This is a genomic window from Pseudomonas sp. TTU2014-080ASC (genome assembly GCF_001446935.1).
Classification (GTDB): domain Bacteria; phylum Pseudomonadota; class Gammaproteobacteria; order Pseudomonadales; family Pseudomonadaceae; genus Aquipseudomonas.
Map to the genome: position 1 here is coordinate 221587 of NZ_LKKK01000012.1, position 18233 is coordinate 239819.

The 18233-nt window shown below is 59.0% G+C and carries 19 protein-coding genes; 16 read left to right on the forward strand and 3 right to left on the reverse strand.

All coding sequences use genetic code 11. The features are described from left to right. Positions 1-68 precede the first annotated feature (68 nt). The 10 genes from betB (at position 69) to AO726_RS15760 (ending at position 12053) form a co-directional block, all read left to right on the forward strand. Positions 69-1541 (forward strand): betaine-aldehyde dehydrogenase, encoded by a 1473-nt coding sequence (gene betB / locus AO726_RS15715; protein ID WP_058069045.1) that lies wholly within the window; start codon positions 69-71, stop codon positions 1539-1541. A 72-nt stretch (positions 1542-1613) separates the two neighbouring features. Beyond that, the gene (betA, locus tag AO726_RS15720) at positions 1614-3302 is read left to right on the forward strand and encodes a choline dehydrogenase (protein WP_058069046.1); all 1689 of its coding nucleotides are present in this window, start codon (positions 1614-1616) and stop codon (positions 3300-3302) included. Between the two features lie 221 nt (positions 3303-3523). Then, entirely contained in the window at positions 3524-5263 is a 1740-nt protein-coding gene (argS, locus tag AO726_RS15725) for an arginine--tRNA ligase (RefSeq protein ID WP_058069047.1), read from the forward strand. Continuing rightward, positions 5264-5947 carry an SPOR domain-containing protein gene (locus AO726_RS15730; RefSeq protein ID WP_058069048.1) on the forward strand — a complete coding sequence of 228 codons (684 nt, stop codon included), beginning with the start codon at positions 5264-5266 and terminating at the stop codon, positions 5945-5947. Between the two features lie 129 nt (positions 5948-6076). Continuing rightward, on the forward strand, positions 6077-6607 hold the full coding sequence (hslV, locus tag AO726_RS15735; protein WP_058069049.1) for an ATP-dependent protease subunit HslV: 531 nt from the start codon (positions 6077-6079) through the stop codon (positions 6605-6607). Between the two features lie 25 nt (positions 6608-6632). Next, complete coding sequence (gene hslU, locus AO726_RS15740; protein WP_058069050.1) at positions 6633-7970, forward strand: ATP-dependent protease ATPase subunit HslU; 1338 nt, start codon at positions 6633-6635, stop codon at positions 7968-7970. Positions 7971-8025: 55 nt separating this feature from the next. After that, positions 8026-8400, forward strand: a complete 375-nt coding sequence (locus tag AO726_RS15745) for a gamma-butyrobetaine hydroxylase-like domain-containing protein (protein WP_058069051.1) — start codon at positions 8026-8028, stop codon at positions 8398-8400. A 336-nt stretch (positions 8401-8736) separates the two neighbouring features. Continuing rightward, positions 8737-10416 (forward strand): class II poly(R)-hydroxyalkanoic acid synthase, encoded by a 1680-nt coding sequence (gene phaC, locus AO726_RS15750; RefSeq protein WP_058069052.1) that lies wholly within the window; start codon positions 8737-8739, stop codon positions 10414-10416. 125 nt (positions 10417-10541) lie between these two features. Then, on the forward strand, positions 10542-11396 hold the full coding sequence (phaZ, locus tag AO726_RS15755) for a poly(3-hydroxyalkanoate) depolymerase (RefSeq protein WP_058069053.1): 855 nt from the start codon (positions 10542-10544) through the stop codon (positions 11394-11396). A gap of 42 nt (positions 11397-11438) precedes the next feature. Further along, positions 11439-12053, forward strand: a complete 615-nt coding sequence (locus tag AO726_RS15760; RefSeq protein WP_058069054.1) for a TetR/AcrR family transcriptional regulator — start codon at positions 11439-11441, stop codon at positions 12051-12053. Positions 12054-12123: 70 nt separating this feature from the next. Here the strand turns inward: AO726_RS15760 and AO726_RS15765 are convergent, their stop codons facing one another. The 3 genes from AO726_RS15765 to AO726_RS15775 form a co-directional block, all read right to left on the reverse strand. Further along, on the reverse strand, positions 12124-13089 hold the full coding sequence (locus tag AO726_RS15765; protein ID WP_058069055.1) for a phasin family protein: 966 nt from the start codon (positions 13087-13089) through the stop codon (positions 12124-12126). 10 nt (positions 13090-13099) lie between these two features. After that, positions 13100-13528, reverse strand: a complete 429-nt coding sequence (locus tag AO726_RS15770; RefSeq protein WP_058069056.1) for a phasin family protein — start codon at positions 13526-13528, stop codon at positions 13100-13102. A 146-nt stretch (positions 13529-13674) separates the two neighbouring features. After that, positions 13675-13953 (reverse strand): polyhydroxyalkanoic acid system family protein, encoded by a 279-nt coding sequence (locus AO726_RS15775; protein ID WP_058069057.1) that lies wholly within the window; start codon positions 13951-13953, stop codon positions 13675-13677. 201 nt (positions 13954-14154) lie between these two features. On the opposite strand from AO726_RS15775, the gene ubiE reads away from it, so the two are divergent. From ubiE to AO726_RS15805, 6 genes are read left to right on the forward strand one after another with little or no spacing between them, the layout of a single operon-like run. Beyond that, on the forward strand, positions 14155-14925 hold the full coding sequence (gene ubiE, locus AO726_RS15780; RefSeq protein ID WP_058069058.1) for a bifunctional demethylmenaquinone methyltransferase/2-methoxy-6-polyprenyl-1,4-benzoquinol methylase UbiE: 771 nt from the start codon (positions 14155-14157) through the stop codon (positions 14923-14925). Then, positions 14925-15542 (forward strand): ubiquinone biosynthesis accessory factor UbiJ, encoded by a 618-nt coding sequence (locus AO726_RS15785; protein WP_058069059.1) that lies wholly within the window; start codon positions 14925-14927, stop codon positions 15540-15542. The genes ubiE and AO726_RS15785 overlap by 1 nt, the downstream gene beginning before the upstream one ends. Beyond that, positions 15539-17146, forward strand: coding sequence for a ubiquinone biosynthesis regulatory protein kinase UbiB (ubiB, locus tag AO726_RS15790; RefSeq protein ID WP_058069060.1), 1608 nt, complete (start codon positions 15539-15541; stop codon positions 17144-17146). The genes AO726_RS15785 and ubiB overlap by 4 nt, the downstream gene beginning before the upstream one ends. 33 nt (positions 17147-17179) lie before the next feature. Next, positions 17180-17623, forward strand: a complete 444-nt coding sequence (hisI, locus tag AO726_RS15795; RefSeq protein WP_275044102.1) for a phosphoribosyl-AMP cyclohydrolase — start codon at positions 17180-17182, stop codon at positions 17621-17623. After that, positions 17616-17951, forward strand: a complete 336-nt coding sequence (locus AO726_RS15800; protein WP_058069062.1) for a phosphoribosyl-ATP diphosphatase — start codon at positions 17616-17618, stop codon at positions 17949-17951. Before hisI ends, AO726_RS15800 begins: the two co-directional genes overlap by 8 nt. An 18-nt stretch (positions 17952-17969) precedes the next feature. After that, a complete protein-coding gene (locus tag AO726_RS15805) occupies positions 17970-18230 on the forward strand; it encodes a twin-arginine translocase TatA/TatE family subunit (RefSeq protein WP_058069063.1) in 261 nt (86 codons plus the stop codon). The last annotated feature ends 3 nt before the right edge of the window (positions 18231-18233 follow it).

Genomic DNA, 18233 nt, shown 5'->3' on the forward strand with positions numbered 1-18233 from the left:
TTGAGCGTTCAATATAAATTGCATACCCTCACTGGAGCTCAACTTCCGCATGCTTCAGAGGATTTGCCATGCCCCGTTTCAGTGAACAACAGCTCTATATCGGTGGCCGCTACGTAGCCGCCAGCAGTGGCGAAACCTTTGACAGCATCAACCCCGCTACCGGTGAAGTGTTGGGTAAAGTCCAACGCGCCACCCGTGAGGATGTGGATAAAGCCGTCGCCAGCGCTCAAGCCGGGCAAAAGGTCTGGGCCTCAATGACTGCCATGCAGCGCTCACGCATCCTGCGTAAAGCTGTGGACATCCTGCGCGAGCGCAACGATGAGCTGGCCGAGCTGGAAACCCTCGACACCGGCAAGCCACTCTCGGAAACCCGCTATGTGGATATCGTCACCGGCGCGGATGTACTGGAGTACTACGCGGGCCTGATTCCGGCCATCGAGGGCGAACAAATCCCGCTGCGCGACACCAGCTTCGTCTACACCCGCCGCGAGCCGCTAGGCGTAGTTGCGGGTATCGGCGCCTGGAACTACCCGATTCAGATCGCTATGTGGAAATCCGCCCCGGCACTGGCTGCTGGCAACGCGATGATCTTCAAGCCCAGCGAAGTCACTTCCCTGAGCGCGGTAAAGCTGGCTGAGATTTACACCGAAGCAGGCGTACCGGACGGCGTATTCAACGTGCTCACTGGCAGTGGCCGCGAGGTCGGCCAGTGGCTGACTGAACATCCTGGCATCGAGAAAGTCTCCTTCACCGGCGGCACGGTGACCGGCAAAAAAGTCATGGCCAGCGCCAGCAGCTCGACCCTGAAAGAAGTGACCATGGAGCTGGGCGGCAAATCGCCGCTGATCATCTTTGAAGATGCCGATCTGGACCGCGCCGCCGATATCGCCGTCATGGCCAACTTCTACAGCTCCGGCCAGGTCTGCACCAACGGCACCCGCGTGTTTGTGCCGCGCATGCTGCAAGCCCGTTTTGAAGCCAAGGTGCTGGAGCGGGTTAAACGCATCCGCCTCGGAGACCCGCTGGACGACGCCACCAACTTCGGCCCGCTGGTGAGTTTTGCTCACATGGAAAGCGTGCTCGGTTACATCGAAAAAGGCCGCGCTGAAGGTGCCCGTCTGCTGGTCGGCGGCCACCGCGTGACCGATGGCGAGTATGGCAAAGGCGCTTATGTGGCGCCGACTGTGTTCACCGATTGCCGTGACGAGATGACCATCGTCCGCGAAGAGATCTTTGGTCCGGTGATGAGCATCCTCATCTATGACACGGAAGAAGAAGTCATCCGCCGCGCCAATGACACCGAATACGGCCTCGCTGCCGGTGTCGTCACCCGCGACGTAACCCGTGCCCATCGCGTGATCCATCAACTGGAAGCCGGTATTTGCTGGATCAACACCTGGGGCGAGTCGGCGGCGGAAATGCCGGTCGGCGGTTACAAACAATCCGGCGTTGGCCGCGAAAACGGCCTGGCCACCCTGACCCATTACACCCGCATCAAATCCGTTCAGGTCGAGCTGGGTGCTTACAACTCGGTGTTCTGACTTCCTCATTCCAGCCCCGGCAACGGGGCTTGACTTGCTTTGCCCTCATTCAGGTCTGCAGTAGGTGGTTCCATGACTCATGCGTTCGACTACATCATCATCGGTGCCGGCTCTGCCGGTAATGTGCTGGCCACCCGCCTGACCGAAGACGCCGACGTCAGTGTGCTGCTACTTGAGGCCGGCGGCCCGGATTACCGCCTCGACTTCCGTACCCAGATGCCTGCTGCCCTTGCTTATCCCCTGCAAGGCCGGCGCTACAACTGGGCTTATTTGACCGACCCGGAACCCTATATGAACAACCGCCGCATGGAATGCGGGCGCGGCAAAGGCTTGGGCGGCTCATCGCTGATCAACGGCATGTGCTACATCCGCGGCAACGCCATGGATTACGACGGCTGGGCGCGACTTAAAGGGCTGGAAGACTGGAGCTATCTGGACTGCCTGCCGTACTTCCGCAAAGCTGAAACCCGCGACATCGGCCCCAACGACTACCACGGCGGCGACGGCCCGGTGAGCGTGACCACGCCAAAGAACGGCAACAACCCGCTGTTTCACGCCATGATTGAAGCCGGTGTGCAAGCCGGTTTCCCCCGCACCGACGACCTTAACGGTTACCAGCAGGAAGGCTTCGGCCCGATGGACCGCACCGTCACCCCGCAAGGCCGCCGCGCAGCAACAGGCCGAGGTTATCTCGATCAGGCCCGCCAGCGTCCCAATCTGACCATCGTCACCCACGCTCTGACCGACCGCATTCTGTTCAGCGGCAAGCGCGCCATTGGCGTGGCCTACCTGCTGGGCAACGACAACACCCTGCATACCACCCACGCTCAGCGTGAGGTGATCGTCTGTGGCGGTGCGATTGCCTCACCGCAAGTTCTGCAACGCTCCGGCGTTGGCCCGGCAGACCTGCTGCGTTCACTGGACATCCCCGTGGTGCATGACCTGCCCGGTGTTGGCCAAAACCTGCAAGACCACTTGGAGCTGTATCAGCAATACGCCTGCAAGGAGCCGGTCTCCATTTACCCGGCCACCAAGTGGTGGAATCAGCCTGCCATCGGCGCGCAGTGGCTGTTCTTCGGCACAGGTCTGGGCGCCAGCAACCAGTTTGAAGCCGGTGGTTTTATCCGCACCCGCCCGGAGTTTGAGTGGCCCAATATTCAGTACCACTTCCTCCCGGTAGCGATTAACTACAACGGCAGTAAAGGTGTACAGGAACACGGCTTTCAGGCACACATGGGCTCCATGCGCTCACCAAGCCGTGGCCGTATTCAGATTAAATCGAAAGACCCGCGCCAACACCCGAGCATCCTCTTCAACTACATGTCCACCGAGCAGGACTGGCAGGAGTTCCGTGACGGCATCCGTATCACCCGCGAAATCATGGCCCAACCAGCGCTGGACCCTTACCGTGGCCGCGAGCTGAGCCCAGGCCTGCACGCTCAGAGCGATGCCGAGCTGGATACCTTTATCCGCGAACACGCGGAAACCGCCTATCACCCGTCCTGCTCCTGCAAGATGGGCGAAGATGACATGGCAGTGGTCGATGGCCAGGGCCGTGTGCATGGCATGCAGGGACTACGCGTGGTGGATGCGTCGATCATGCCGATCATCGTCACCGGCAACCTCAACGCCCCGACCATCATGATGGCCGAGAAAATCGCTGACAAAATCCGGGGCCGCACACCGCTGCCACGCAGCACCGCCCCGTATTACAAAGCCAACGGTGCGCCGGTGCGCGGCACGCCATTGCGCCGCATCTGAGCAGCTCATTCTGCGCGGCTAAAGCCGCTCCCGCAGGGCTGTACACACCTTGTAGGAGCGACTTCAGTCGCGAACACTCAGTCCCGGATCAGCGTTGACAGACGCCCACTGGCCGGAACCCTCTACGTGCAGCTTGAAGCCACCGCCCAAGGCCGTCGATAATGCCCAGTTTTCAACCAGCGCATTGCGCGCCGCCGCCCAAACGGCCGACTGAGCAGACCATGAAAGACACTATTCGCCACCTGATCCAGCAAGCCCTGACCCGCCTTACTGCCGAAGGCGTGCTGCCTGAAGGCCTGAGCCCGGCCATTCAGGTGGAGAACACCAAGGACAAGACCCACGGTGACTTCGCCAGCAACATCGCCATGATGTTGTCCAAGCAGGCGGGCATGAAGCCACGTGATCTGGCCGAAAAACTGATTGCCGCGCTGCCTGCTGACGAGCAGATCAGCAAAGTGGAAATCGCCGGCCCCGGCTTCCTTAACTTCTATCAAAACACCCAAGCCCTGGCGGCTCGTCTTGATGGCTACCTGGCTGACGCCAAGCTCGGCGTGCGCAAAGCTGGCGCGGCGCAGAAAGTGGTTATCGACCTGTCCTCGCCGAACCTGGCCAAAGAAATGCACGTCGGCCACCTGCGCTCCACCATCATCGGTGACGGCGTTGCCCGCGTGCTGGAATTCCTTGGCGACGACGTTATCCGCCAGAACCACGTTGGCGACTGGGGTACCCAGTTCGGCATGCTGCTGGCCTTTATGGAAGCCAACCCGGAAGCCGCCGAAAGCGAGCTGTCCGATCTGGAAGGCTTCTACCGCGCGGCCAAAAAGCGCTTTGACGAATCCCCGGAGTTTGCCGACCGCGCCCGTGAGCTGGTGGTTGAACTGCAAGCCGGTGATGAGAAGTGCCTGGCCCTGTGGAACCGCTTCAACGACATTTCCCTGTCCCACTGCCAGCAGGTATACGACCTGCTCGGCGTGAAGCTGTCGATGGCCGACGTTAAGGGCGAAAGCGCTTACAACGACGACCTGCCGGGCATTGTTGAAGCTCTGCGCGAGAAAGGCTTGCTGACCGAAGACAACGGCGCGCAGTGCGTCTTCCTCGAAGAATTCAAAAACGCCGAAGGCAACCCGCTGCCGGTGATCGTGCAAAAGGCCGGTGGCGGCTATCTGTACGCCACCACCGACCTCGCTGCCATGCGCTACCGCAGCCAGCAGCTGCATGCTGACCGCGCCCTGTACTTTGTTGACCAGCGCCAGGCCCTGCACTTCCAGATGGCCTTTGAAGTCGCTCGCCGCGCGGGCTTCGTCCACCCGGAAATGCAACTGGAACACATGGGCTTCGGCACCATGAACGGCCCGGACGGTCGTCCGTTCAAAACCCGCGACGGTGGCACGGTCAAACTGATCGACCTGCTGATCGAAGCCGAAGAACGCGCCTACAACCTGGTCAAAGGCAAAAACCCGGACCTGAGCGAAGACGAACAGCGCCAGATTGGCCGTGCTGTGGGCATCTCGGCGGTGAAATACGCCGACCTGTCCAAGCACCGCACCAGCGACTACAGCTTCAACTTCGAGCTGATGCTCAGCTTCGAAGGCAACACCGCGCCGTACCTGCTCTACGCCTACACCCGCGTAGCCAGCGTATTCCGCAAACTGGGCAAGAGCTTTGATCAGATCGAAGGCCAACTGAACCTTCAAGCGCCACAAGAGATCGAACTGGGTGCCAAGCTGGCGCAGTTCTCTGAAGTGCTCAATGGTGTCGCCGACAAAGGCGTCCCTCATTTGCTCTGTGCCTACCTGTATGATCTCGCCGGGCTGTTCTCCAGCTTCTACGAGCACTGCCCGATCCTCACCGCTGAAGACCCGGCCACTCAGCAAAGCCGCCTGCGCCTGGCTGCACTGACCGGTCGCACCCTGAAGCAGGGCTTGCAGCTGCTGGGTCTGGAAACTCTGGAGCGCATGTAAGTGGCAGCCAAGAAGAAACCTGCACCCAAGCGAGGCGCAAGTCGTTACCAGCCTCCGGCGAAAAAGCCGGTCCCGGGCTGGTTCTGGCTGGTCTGCGGCCTGGTTATTGGTGGCTTCATGGTCTTTCTGTTCAGTCTGGAACCAGGCAAGGACGACATCAAACGCGAGCGGCCTGATCAGGGCCGTAACGCGCAAGCGGCCAAGCCAGCCAAACCCGAGCCGAAGGAACCGGCCAAGCCAAAATATGACTTCTACACACTGCTGCCGGAGTCGGAAGTCATCCTGCCGCCGCAGGCGATCGAGCCAACGCCACCACCGAAGAAACCGGAACAAAAGCCGGTAACGCCGGAGGAGGCCAAGAAGATCGACGAAGCCCGCGCACTGGCAGCCCTGAGCGGCCAGACTCCGCCACCGCCGCCTGTTGTGGCCAAAGGCCCGGTCACCTCGCAGTTCTTCCTGCAGGCCGGATCGTTCCGCCGCAAAGACGACGCAAACAACCTGCGCGCCCAGCTGATTCTGCTGGGTCAGAACGTGCAGGTGGAGTCAGGCACCGTACGCGATGAAACCTGGTACCGGGTGATGGTCGGCCCGTTCGCCAGTCGCGAGCAGCTGGGTCAGGCACAAAAATCCCTGGCAGCCAGCGGCTACAGCAACTTGTTGTTACAGCAGCGCCAAGTCCAGTAAAGCCAGGCCCTGCGCGCATTTACGCGACATTTTGTCGGAGTATCTGCGCCCAGGGCTTGAAGCTTCCCCCTCGCGCCCCAATCTCTTGCACATCAGGCACTTTCGCCTCGCTGCGTGGAGATTTCCCCCTTGACCACCATCGTTTCTGTCCGCCGTAACGGCAAAGTCGTCATGGGCGGCGACGGCCAGGTTTCCCTCGGCAATACCGTGATGAAAGGCAACGCGAAAAAGGTTCGCCGCCTGTACCACGGCAAGGTTCTGGCAGGATTTGCCGGTGCCACCGCAGACGCCTTCACTCTCTTCGAACGCTTTGAAGCACAACTGGAAAAACACCAGGGCCATTTGGTTCGTGCAGCAGTTGAGCTGGCCAAAGACTGGCGCACCGACCGCTCCCTGAGCCGCCTTGAAGCCATGCTGGCAGTCGCCAACAAAGACGCCTCGCTGATCATTACCGGCAACGGCGATGTGGTCGAACCCGAACACGGCCTGATCGCCATGGGCTCCGGTGGTGGCTACGCCCAGGCCGCAGCCATAGCACTGCTGCAGAAGACCGATCTGAGCGCCCGTGAAATCACTGAAACGGCACTGAACATTGCCGGTTCCATCTGTGTCTTTACTAATCAGAACCTGACAATTGAGGAAGAAGACTGCGCTGAGTAAGCGCAGTCGCTTCGGAGTACCCTGCATGTCCATGACGCCCCGCGAGATCGTCCACGAACTTAACCGCCATATCATCGGCCAGGACGACGCCAAACGCGCCGTTGCTATCGCCCTGCGCAACCGCTGGCGGCGTATGCAGCTGCCAGTTGAGCTGCGCGCTGAAGTGACCCCAAAAAACATCCTGATGATCGGCCCGACCGGCGTCGGTAAAACCGAAATCGCCCGTCGCCTGGCCAAGCTGGCCAACGCCCCGTTCATCAAGGTAGAAGCCACCAAGTTCACCGAAGTGGGCTACGTGGGCCGTGACGTTGAATCCATCATCCGCGATCTGGCAGATGCCGCGATCAAGATGCTGCGCGAGCAGGAAATCGTCAAAGTCGGCCACCGTGCCGATGATGCTGCCGAAGAGCGCATCCTCGATGCCCTGCTACCGCCAGCCCGCACCTTTGGTGAAGAAGCCAGCACCCCGACCGATTCCAACACCCGTCAGCTGTTCCGCAAGCGCCTGCGCGAAGGCCAGCTGGATGACAAGGAAATCGACATCGAAGTGGCTGATGCACCGATCGGCGTTGAAATCATGACCCCGCCGGGCATGGAAGAAATGACCAGCCAGCTACAGAACCTGTTTGCCAACATGGGCAAAGGCAAGACCAAGACGCGCAAGCTGAAAGTCAAAGACGCCTTCAAGATGATCCGCGACGAAGAAGCCGCGCGTCTGGTCAACGAAGAAGAGCTGAAAGCACGCGCCCTGGAAGCGGTTGAGCAGAACGGCATCGTCTTCATCGACGAGATCGACAAAGTCGCCAAGCGCGCCAACGCTGGCGGTGCCGACGTGTCCCGCGAAGGCGTGCAGCGTGACCTGCTGCCGCTGATTGAAGGCTGCACCGTCAACACCAAGCTGGGCATGGTCAAAACTGATCACATCCTGTTTATCGCCTCCGGCGCGTTCCACCTGAGCAAGCCGAGCGATCTGGTGCCGGAGCTGCAAGGCCGCCTGCCAATCCGCGTCGAACTCAAAGCCCTGTCGCCGGAAGACTTCGAGCGCATTCTCAGCGAGCCGCACGCATCGCTGACTGAGCAATACGCTGCGCTGCTGAAAACCGAAGGCCTGGACATCGAGTTTACTGCCGACGGCATCAAGCGCATCGCCGAAATCGCCTGGCAGGTCAACGAGAAGACCGAAAACATCGGTGCCCGCCGCTTGCACACTCTGCTTGAGCGCCTGCTGGAAGAAGTGTCTTTCAGCGCCGGCGATCTGGCCGGTCAGCAGAATGGCGAAGCGATTAAGATCGACGCTGCCTACGTCAACAGCCATCTGGGCGAGTTGGCGCAGGACGAAGACCTGTCCCGCTACATCCTGTAACTCCCCCCGCCCGCCTGGCGTATATGCGCCAGGCGCGGCCTTAACGGATAACGCCATGCGTACGCCAACCGCCATCAAACTGCGCAAAGCTTCAAAAACCTTGGAGCTGCAATACGGCGCAAACGAGCTCTACAGCCTGCCTGCAGAGTTTCTCCGAGTGCATTCACCTTCAGCGGAAGTGCAAGGCCACGGCAACCCGATTCTGCAAACCGGCAAGCTCAATGTCGGCCTGGTGGCAATCGAGCCTGCGGGTAATTACGCCCTCAAACTGACCTTTGATGACGGCCACGACAGCGGCCTGTTCACCTGGGACTATCTCGAGCAACTGTGCCTGCGTCAGGATGAACTCTGGCAGCAGTACCTTGATGCGCTAGCCGCTGCGGGCAAATCCCGAGACCCCAGCGAGAGTGTCGTCCGGCTGATGCTGTAACCGTCCGATCTACGACCTGCCCCTGCCTCCACCCACCAAACCGTCTATCTCGCCGCTTGCGCAGTTAGAGCGCATTTTCTAATCCTTGTCGGCATACTGGCGACACATTCGCTGTTTTTGCCCACCATCTTTCGCAAATTCGCAAAGTCGGGTAAACAAGCAGTCAGATGTTATCGCAGCACAGCCCATGCGCTCGCGGTAAGGATCGCGGAACCTTCAGCACCCCAAATCTGTAAGAAAGGGACGCCCGAATAGGCGCGCTTACAGAGCATTGTTTGGTACTGATCGTGCATAGCATTTGGTTGCTATACATCCCAGGACAGTGGAGCGTTGCAGATGCCTAATAAGAATAATGAAGACCTGAAACACCAAGCCTCCGAAAACACCCTTGGCCTCAACCCGGTCATTGGGATCCAGGGCAAAGACCTGCTCAGCTCGGCCCGCACCGTACTGACCCAGGCTATTCGCCAACCCTTGCACAGCGCCAAGCACCTGACCCGCTTCGGGATGGAAGTCAAAGACGTCCTGCTCGGCCAATCCGATCTTGCTCCATCAGAAGGCGATCGCCGTTTCAGTGATCCAGCCTGGAGCCAGAACCCGCTGTACAAGCGTTACCTGCAGACCTACCTGGCCTGGCGCAAAGAGCTGCACAGCTGGATCGAAGAGAGCAACCTCTCTGAGCAAGATGCCAGCCGCGGCCACTTTGTGGTCAACCTGATGACCGAAGCCATGTCGCCGAGCAACACCCTGGCCAACCCGGCAGCGGTTAAACGCTTCTTCGAAACCGGTGGTAAGAGCCTGCTTGACGGCCTGTCTCACCTGGCCAAAGACCTCGTGCACAACGGCGGCATGCCCAGCCAGGTCAATATGAATGCCTTTGAAGTCGGCAAGAACCTGGCCACCACCGATGGCGCAGTGATCTTCCGCAACGATGTGCTGGAGCTGATTCAGTACAAGCCGATCACCGAGCAGGTGCATGAACGCCCGCTGCTGGTGGTGCCCCCGCAGATCAACAAGTTCTACGTCTTCGACCTGTCGCCGGAAAAGAGCGTCGCCCGCTTCCTGCTGCGCAACGGCATTCAGACCTTTGTGGTGAGCTGGCGCAACCCAACCAAAGCGCACCGCGAATGGGGCCTGTCCACCTACATTGAAGCGCTTAAAGAAGCCATCAACGTCGTCTGCGCCCTCACCGGCAGCAAAGACATCAACATGCTCGGTGCCTGCTCCGGCGGCCTCACCACCACCTCGCTGCTGGGCCATTACGCTGCACTGGGTGAAAACAAGGTCAACTCACTGACCCTGTTAGTCAGCGTGCTGGATTATCGCCTGGAGACTGATGTTGCCCTGTTTGCCGACGAGAAGAGCCTGGAGCTGGCCAAACGCCGCTCCTACCAGGCAGGCGTATTGGAAGGCCGCGACATGGCCAAAGTCTTCGCCTGGATGCGCCCGAACGACCTGATCTGGAATTACTGGGTCAACAATTACCTGCTCGGCAACGAGCCGCCGGTGTTCGACATTCTCTACTGGAACAACGACACCACACGCCTGCCCGCTGCCCTGCACGGCGAATTTATCGAGATGTTCAAGACCAACCCGCTGCTGCGCCCCGGCGCGCTTGAAGTGTGCGGTACGCCGGTGGATATCAAGCAGGTCACCTGTGATCTGTACTGCGTGGCAGGCACCACTGACCACATCACGCCTTGGGATGCTTGCTACAAGTCAGCGCGCCTGTTTGGCGGCAAAGTCGACTTCATCCTGTCCAACAGCGGACATATCCAGAGCATCCTCAATCCTCCGGGCAACCCCAAAGCGCGCTACATGACCAACAGCGAGCTGCCGGAGGACCCGAAAGACTGGCAAGCCAGCGCCACCAAACACACCGACTCCTGGTGGCTGCATTGGCAAAACTGGCTGTCCGAGCGTTCAGGAGCCAACAAGAAGGCACCAAGCCAATTGGGCAGTAAAAAATTCCCGGCAGGCGAAGCTGCGCCGGGCACCTACGTTCACGAGCGATAAACCGCACCTGCGGGTGCACAACCTGCCCTGCAGGCAACTGCCGGGCAGGCCGCTTTACCGGCCATCAATCTGACGGATAAACCGCCGGATACAGGTCCAGCGTTTCAACAGATAGGGCTTTGCGCATGTCGCTACCTTTCGTATTTCGCAGCATTGATCTGGACGGACAAACCATCCGTACCGCTGTGCGCCCCGGCAATGGTGAGATGACGCCGCTGCTGGTGTTCAACGGCATTGGTGCCAACCTTGAACTGGTGATGCCCTTTGTCCGGGCGCTTGATCCCAATCTGGAAGTGATTGCCTTCGACGTCCCCGGTGTCGGCGGTTCATCAACCCCGGCAACGCCCTACCGCTTTCCCGGCCTGGCCAAACTCGCCGCACGCATGCTCGACTACCTCGACTACGGTCAGGTCAACGCCATTGGCGTGTCCTGGGGCGGCGCTCTGGCGCAACAGTTCGCCCGCGACTACCCGGAGCGCTGCAAAAAACTGATCCTCGCGGCCACCTCTGCCGGTGCAGTGATGCTCCCAGGCAAGCCCAAAGTACTCTGGCGCATGGCCAGTCCACGGCGTTACGTACAGCCCTCTTATGGCGTTGAAATTGCCCCGGACATTTACGGCGGCGCATTCAGGCGCGACCCGAAACTAGCTCTGGCGCATGCCAGTAAAGTGCGCTCCGGCGGCAAGATGGGCTACTACTGGCAGCTCTTTGCGGGGCTGGGCTGGACCAGCATCCACTGGCTGCACAAAATCCGTCAGCCGACGCTGATACTGGCCGGTGACGATGATCCGCTAATCCCACTGGTGAACATGCGCCTGCTGGCTTGGCGAATTCCCAACTCCGACCTGCATATCATCGACGACGGCCACCTGTTTCTGGTGACCCGCGCTGAAGTGGTGGCCCCGATCATCATGAAGTTTCTCAGCGAAGAGCGTCAGCGCGCGGTGATCCATCCACAGGCCCAAATCGCTCGCCACTAAGCGACGGCAATGACAGGAACGTCACAGGTGACAGGGAGATCAATGAAAACCCGCGACCGCATTCTTGAATGCTCACTGATGCTGTTCAATCAGAAGGGCGAGCCGAACGTATCCACCCTCGAGATTGCCAACGAAATGGGCATCAGCCCTGGCAATCTGTATTACCACTTTCATGGTAAGGAACCGCTGGTTCTAGGCCTGTTTGAACGCTTCCAGAACGAGCTGGCACCACTACTGTCACCGCCGGAAGACGTGCAGTTGGAGATTGAAGACTGCTGGCTGTTTCTGCACCTTATCGCCGAACGCCTGGCGCATTACCGCTTCCTGTTTCAAGACCTCTCCAACCTCACCGGCCGCCTGCCCAAACTGGAGCGCGGCATACGCCTGTGGCTCAACACCCTGAAGCAAGCGCTGGCCCAACTACTGGCCCAGCTACACGTACAACAACAGTTGCGCAGTGACACCCAGGAGCTGGGGCAACTGGTTGAGCAGATCACCCTCACCCTACTCTTCTCACTCGACTACCAGCGCGTCCTTGGCCAGCATGGCGAACCGCGTCTGGTGGTTTACCAGGTGATGCTGCTGCTCGCCCCACACCTGCAGGAAGACGCCCGCTGCGCAGCTGTGCTGCTGGCAGAACGTTATTTGCACGACTAGCTGGCACGGGCACACCCTGCACATACAAAAACGCCCGGCATAAGCCGGGCGCTTTTGTACACCTGCCGTATTACGACTGAGCAGGTGTTGCTGCTGCACTGGCTACCGGTGCCGGAGTCGCTGCAGGTGCAGCGGCAGCGGCTGGAGCCGGTGCTGCTGCCGGTGCCGCTGGAGCGGCTGCCGGTTTTGCGGCTGGCTTAGCAGCGGCTTTAGCAGCAGGCTTAGCCGCTGGTTTAGCAGCCGGCTTGGCAGCCGGTTTCGCTGCAGCTTTTGCCGCTGGCTTAGCAGCTGATTTGGCGGCCGGTTTTGCGGCTGGTTTAGCTGCGGCTTTCACAGCAGGTTTGGCGGCCGGTTTAGCAGCGGCTTTAGCAGCAGGCTTAGCGGCTGGTTTAGCAGCGGCTTTCGCGGCTGGCTTGGCAGCAGCTTTCGCAGCAGGCTTAGCTGCCGGTTTGGCTGCAACTTTTGCGGCCGGCTTAGCAGCGGCTTTAGCAGCTGGTTTGGCTGCAGCTTTCGCAGCAGGCTTAGCTGCCGGCTTGGCTGCAGCTTTCACGGCCGGTTTTGCGGCAGCTTTGGCTGCAGGTTTTGCAGCGGCTTTCTTAACTGCAGGTTTGACCGCGCTTACAGAAACACCGGTCAACTTTTCCAGCTGTTTAGTCAGGCTTTCAACTTTGGCGTTGAGCTCTTTAACTTCGTTACGGCTAGGTACGCCCAAACGCGAAATGGCTTTATTCAGACGCTTATCAAAAGCCTCTTCCAGCTCACCCCATTTGCCGATTGCCTTGTCCTTAACTTCATCAACTTTGGACTTCGCCGAGCCCACCTTCGCACCGACGGCAGACTTCACACCGTCGACTTCGACCTTGGCTTGCTTCTCAGCTTTTTCACCATCCTTAACCAAGGTATCGAACAGCTTATTGCCGTCCTTACTGATCTTGGAATAAGCACCTAACCCAGCCAGCCAGATTTGACGCGAGTATTTTTCTACTTCGCCGATCCAGGAAGGGGTTTGTTTATCGGTTTTCTTTTTGACGGCCATCCTGCTCTCCTTATTTGGTACGCGCGACGTGCTCAAGCAATGCGCTCAGCTCATCCAGCTTAGCAGAGAGACCTTCTACATCCTGCTGAGAGGCGATGCCGAGGCGATTCAAAGCGCTAGCGACACGGCTGTCGAATGCTCTTTCAATCATGTCGAGCCGTACTTCAACCTTGTCCTTAACGCTGCTTACAGTTTGCTTAAAGCTACCGATTTGTCCATTGGCAGCTTCAACTTGTTTGTTGACCAGCTTTTTACCTTGCTGTTCAACACCCTCACCGCTTTTTACCAGCTCGTTGAAATACGCCACGCCTTCCTGTCCGGCTTTAACGTAAACGCCAAGACCAGCCAGCCAGATTTTACGGGCATACACTTTTGCATCAGAGAGAACAGCAGCGCTGTTATCGGCAGCAGCAACTTTCTTAACGGCAACTTTAGACATGTGCACCTCCAGAATATGGATGCCTGCTTTTGCAGGCGTAAGTGCACGGTATCGGGGAAAATTAGAATTCACATACTAAGCGCTGAAAACTTACTTCGAGGCCCGGAACATTGCGCTGCCAGGCCCTACATTCGGTGCACTCAGGCTCACGCCTGGAGGTGCTTATCCAACGTCTTTTCAATCTCGCGTTTAATGCTGCTGCTCATCGGCGACAACAGCAAACCGAGGCTCAACTGAACGCGCACCGAGTCTTCGTGCACATCAATGCGGCCGTCAGCACCACTGCGTTTAAATTCCAGTGTGTCGCCACTCCAGCGGTAACGCACATCAAACTGGCTGGCCAGACGCTCGGCCAGTTGTTCAGCCTTCTCCCGGGCGGTTTCACGACCAAGGTTATGCGGGCGTTCAATAGTAATCTTGGCCATGACAATTCTCCTGCAGGCTACTGCGACTATACGTCGCTGCAACTATATCAAGGCTGCAAGGGACACGCCGCATGCTAAATAACTACGACCAACGGGCATTAACTTACCGGTTTGCCCTGCCACAGCCGAACCCAGCCAATCGATTTGGGTTTAGAATGACTATTACTTTTGAGTCAGCATCTGTGTTTAGGAAAGGGCAAGATGAACGACCCGCGCAAGAGCAGCGACACCGAAGCCACAACGCATTTTGGTTTCCAGAATGTGCCGGAAAGCAAAAAGGCGGAGAAAGTCGCCGAAGTCTTTCACTCTGTGGCCGCCAAATATGACCTGATGAACGACGTACTTTCCGGCGGCATGCACCGTTTGTGGAAGCGCTTCACCATTGAGCTGTCCGGCGTACGCAACGGCAACCGCGTGTTGGATATCGCCGGAGGCACCGGCGACCTGACCCGCAAATTCTCCAGCTTGGTTGGCCCCACTGGCGAAGTGGTGCTGGCCGACATCAACGACTCCATGCTCAAGGTTGGTCGCGACCGCCTGCTCGACAAGGGCGTTGCTGGCAACATCCGTTTTGTACAGGCAGATGCTGAAAAGCTGCCGTTCCCGGACAACTACTTCGACGTCGTCACCATCGCCTTCGGCCTGCGTAACGTCACCCACAAAGAAGACGCCCTGCGCTCAATGCTGCGCGTACTCAAGCCGGGCGGCCGCCTGCTGGTTCTGGAGTTTTCTAAACCCTCCAACAACCTGCTGTCGAAGTTCTACGACACCTACTCGTTCCACTTCATGCCGCTGGCCGGCAAGCTGATCACTAATGACGCCGACAGCTATCGCTATCTGGCCGAGTCGATCCGCATGCACCCCGACCAGGAAACCCTGAAGGGCATGATGGCTGATGCAGGTTTCGAACGCGTCACCTTCCACAACATGACAGGCGGCATTGTCGCCTTGCACCGAGGTGTCAAACCCTGATGCTGCTGACCGGGCTGTTGGCCGGCGTTGAGCTTGGCCTCAATCGCGTACTGACTATGGATAGCACCGCGCTGCCACGCCTGGCCAAGCTATCCGGTCATGTTATTGCCGTCGAATGCACTGCACCCAAGGTGCAGCTATTCATCCTGCCCAATGCCGAAGGCCTGCAACTGGCCGGGCAATGGCACGGGGATGTGGACTGCCACCTGCGCGCACCGGCAAGTAGCCTGATGCGCTTGGCGCTGAGCAAAGATAAAACCAGCATCCTGCACAGCCCCGAAGTCGATCTGGATGGAGACAGCGCCGCCTTGCTCGAACTTGCAGGCATCCTGCAAGACCTCGAACTGGACTGGGAATACGAACTGTCCCGGTGGCTTGGCCCAGTGGCCAGCCCGCTGATCGGTGCCCACCTACGCAGCCGCGCCAACTGGCTTGGCGATTCGCTGGAAAGCCTGCGTCAGAATCTGGCCGACTACGTCAGCGAAGAAGCCCGCACACTGGTTGGCCAGCGCGAGGCCGACGCCCGTTTTGCCGAACTGGACGACCTGAAACTGTCCCTCGATCGACTCGAAGCGCGCATCGAGCGCCTCGCCCAACGCCATAAGCCCACTGCATGAAGCTGCTTGCCCTGCGTCGCCTGCTGCGCATCCTGCGCGTGATGATCCGCTACCAGCTGGATGATCTGCTGTTCAGCCTGCCACTGCCCTTCTGGGCCAACCTGACCCGCTACCTGCTGCCATGGCGCTGGCTGCCACGGCGCAAATCGCCGCTATCACGCGGTGCACGCCTGCGCCTGGGGCTTGAGGAGCTGGGGCCGATCTTCATCAAGTTCGGCCAGTTGCTGTCCACTCGCCGCGATCTGCTGCCAACCGATATCGCCGACGAGTTGGCCAAACTGCAGGACCGCGTGCCGCCGTTTGATCAGGACAAAGCCCTGGCGCTGATCGAATCCCAGCTCGGCGCAAAAGTCGACCAGCTCTTTGCCCGCTTCGATCCGCAGCCGCTTGCTTCGGCCTCCGTCGCCCAAGTGCATGCGGCCAAGCTGAAAACCGGCGAAGAGGTGGTGGTGAAAGTCATTCGTCCCGGTTTGCGTCCGGTAATCGAACAGGATATTGCCTGGCTGTTCCTGATCGCCACCATCGCCGAGAAAGCCTCCGCCGATGCCCGCCGTCTACGCCCGGTCGAAGTGGTTTGCGACTACGAAAAAACCATCTACGACGAACTCGACCTGCTCCGCGAAGCGGCCAACGCCAGCCAGCTGCGACGCAACTTCGAAGGCTCGCCGCTGCTCTACGTACCGCAGGTTTACTGGGATTACTGCCGGCCGAAAGTGCTGGTAACCGAGCGCATCTACGGCATCGGCGTGACCGATCTGGCTACCCTGGCCGACCAGGGCACCAACATGAAACTGCTGGCCGAGCGCGGCGTGGAGATCTTCTTCACCCAGGTATTCCGCGACAGTTTCTTCCATGCCGACATGCACCCCGGCAACATCTTTGTCAGCACCCGCACGCCGTGGGACCCGCAGTACATCGCCATCGACTGCGGCATCGTCGGCAGCCTCACACCGGAAGATCAGGACTACCTGGCGCGTAACGTCATGGCTTTCTTCAAGCGTGATTACCGCAAGGTTGCTCAGTTGCACATCGATTCCGGCTGGGTGCCGAAAGAGACCAAGGTCAACGAATTCGAAGCCGCCATCCGCACTGTTTGCGAGCCGATTTTCGACAAGCCGCTCAAGGATATTTCCTTCGGCCAGGTGCTGATGCGCCTGTTCCAGACCGCACAGCGCTTCAATATGGAAGTGCAGCCGCAGCTGGTTCTGCTGCAAAAAACCCTGCTCAACATCGAAGGTCTAGGCCGCCAGCTCTACCCTGATCTTGACCTGTGGACCACGGCGCTACCGTTCCTGGAGCGCTGGATGCGTGAGCGCCACAGCCCGAAAACTCTGTTGCAGAATGTGCAGTCCCAGGCCGAACAGATTCCTCATCTGGCTAACATGACCCGCGATCTGCTGGAGCGTCTGTCACAGCCCCATGCCCACAACGAACCGGCCCCGGAGCTCGGAGGCCGCGACAGCCGCGCATTGCGCGTGCTGGGGGCCGGCTTGCTGGCAGGCGCTGCGGTCATGCTTAGCGGCGCAACTGCAATCACCGATCCGGCCACCTGGCCAGCTTGGTTAATGGGGGCCGCAGGCCTGTACTTGGTCGTGCGCAGATAGCCAGCAGGCTAACAGACTGTCAAACTTAGCCTTTTGACACTTAAGTGCAGTACGACCCGCCGGGCGGAACGGAAAATGACTGATTGGCTTGATGAAATTCGCTGGGACAAAGACGGGCTTGTACCCGCCATTGCTCAGGATTACCAAACCGGGCGCATCCTCATGATGGCCTGGATGAACCGTGAATCACTGGCGCTCACTGTAGAAGAAGGACGTGCCATTTACTGGTCACGTTCGCGCGGCAAACTGTGGCGCAAAGGCGAAGAATCCGGCCATGTGCAAAAACTGCATGAACTGCGCCTGGACTGTGACGCTGATGTGATCACACTTCAGGTTGAGCAAATCGGCGGAATCGCCTGTCATACAGGGCGTGAGAGCTGCTTTTACCGGGTCTATGAAAATGGCACCTGGAACACCGTTGATGCGGTTATCAAATCTGCCGACAGCATCTATCACAAGGGGCATAACCATGAGTGATACCCTTACGCGCCTGGCCCAGGTACTGGAAGAACGTAAGGGCGCGGCACCGGATAGCTCCTATGTCGCCAGCCTGTACCACAAAGGTCTGAACAAAATTCTCGAGAAGGTCGGTGAAGAATCGGTGGAAACCATTCTCGCCGCCAAGGATGCGCAGCAATCCGGCGATTGCAGCGATCTCATATATGAAACCGCCGACCTGTGGTTTCACAGCCTGGTTATGCTCGCCTCACTTGGCCAGCACCCTCAGGCGGTTCTGGACGAACTCGACCGCCGTTTCGGCCTCTCCGGGCACGACGAAAAAGCCGCCCGGACACTGACTAAATAACCTGCGAGGACATTGAACATGGGCATTTTTGATTGGAAACACTGGGTCGTCATCCTGATCGTAGTGATCCTGGTATTCGGCACCAAGCGCCTGAAAAACCTGGGCTCGGATCTGGGCGAAACCATTAAAGGCTTCCGCAAAGCCATGAATACCGAAGAAGGCGAGAAGACCGAGCCTACTCCGACTGCTGCACCGCAACAGCCAGCTGCACCGCTGAACCAACCGCACACCATTGACGGTCAGGCTCAGAAAGTTGAAGAACCTGCACGTAAAGACTGAGTC

Excerpts from the sequence above, each read along its gene's own strand:
- betB (WP_058069045.1), top strand. The coding sequence starts at position 69 with ATGCCCCGTTTCAGTGAACAACAGCTCTATATCGGTGGCCGCTACGTA.
- betA (WP_058069046.1), top strand. The coding sequence starts at position 1,614 with ATGACTCATGCGTTCGACTACATCATCATCGGTGCCGGCTCTGCCGGT.
- argS (WP_058069047.1), top strand. The coding sequence starts at position 3,524 with ATGAAAGACACTATTCGCCACCTGATCCAGCAAGCCCTGACCCGCCTT.
- hslU (WP_058069050.1), top strand. The coding sequence starts at position 6,633 with ATGTCCATGACGCCCCGCGAGATCGTCCACGAACTTAACCGCCATATC.
- AO726_RS15745 (WP_058069051.1), top strand. The coding sequence starts at position 8,026 with ATGCGTACGCCAACCGCCATCAAACTGCGCAAAGCTTCAAAAACCTTG.
- phaC (WP_058069052.1), top strand. The coding sequence starts at position 8,737 with ATGCCTAATAAGAATAATGAAGACCTGAAACACCAAGCCTCCGAAAAC.
- phaZ (WP_058069053.1), top strand. The coding sequence starts at position 10,542 with ATGTCGCTACCTTTCGTATTTCGCAGCATTGATCTGGACGGACAAACC.
- AO726_RS15760 (WP_058069054.1), top strand. The coding sequence starts at position 11,439 with ATGAAAACCCGCGACCGCATTCTTGAATGCTCACTGATGCTGTTCAAT.
- AO726_RS15765 (WP_058069055.1), bottom strand. The coding sequence starts at position 13,089 with ATGGCCGTCAAAAAGAAAACCGATAAACAAACCCCTTCCTGGATCGGC.
- AO726_RS15770 (WP_058069056.1), bottom strand. The coding sequence starts at position 13,528 with ATGTCTAAAGTTGCCGTTAAGAAAGTTGCTGCTGCCGATAACAGCGCT.
- AO726_RS15775 (WP_058069057.1), bottom strand. The coding sequence starts at position 13,953 with ATGGCCAAGATTACTATTGAACGCCCGCATAACCTTGGTCGTGAAACC.
- ubiE (WP_058069058.1), top strand. The coding sequence starts at position 14,155 with ATGAACGACCCGCGCAAGAGCAGCGACACCGAAGCCACAACGCATTTT.
- AO726_RS15785 (WP_058069059.1), top strand. The coding sequence starts at position 14,925 with ATGCTGCTGACCGGGCTGTTGGCCGGCGTTGAGCTTGGCCTCAATCGC.
- ubiB (WP_058069060.1), top strand. The coding sequence starts at position 15,539 with ATGAAGCTGCTTGCCCTGCGTCGCCTGCTGCGCATCCTGCGCGTGATG.
- AO726_RS15800 (WP_058069062.1), top strand. The coding sequence starts at position 17,616 with ATGAGTGATACCCTTACGCGCCTGGCCCAGGTACTGGAAGAACGTAAG.
- AO726_RS15805 (WP_058069063.1), top strand. The coding sequence starts at position 17,970 with ATGGGCATTTTTGATTGGAAACACTGGGTCGTCATCCTGATCGTAGTG.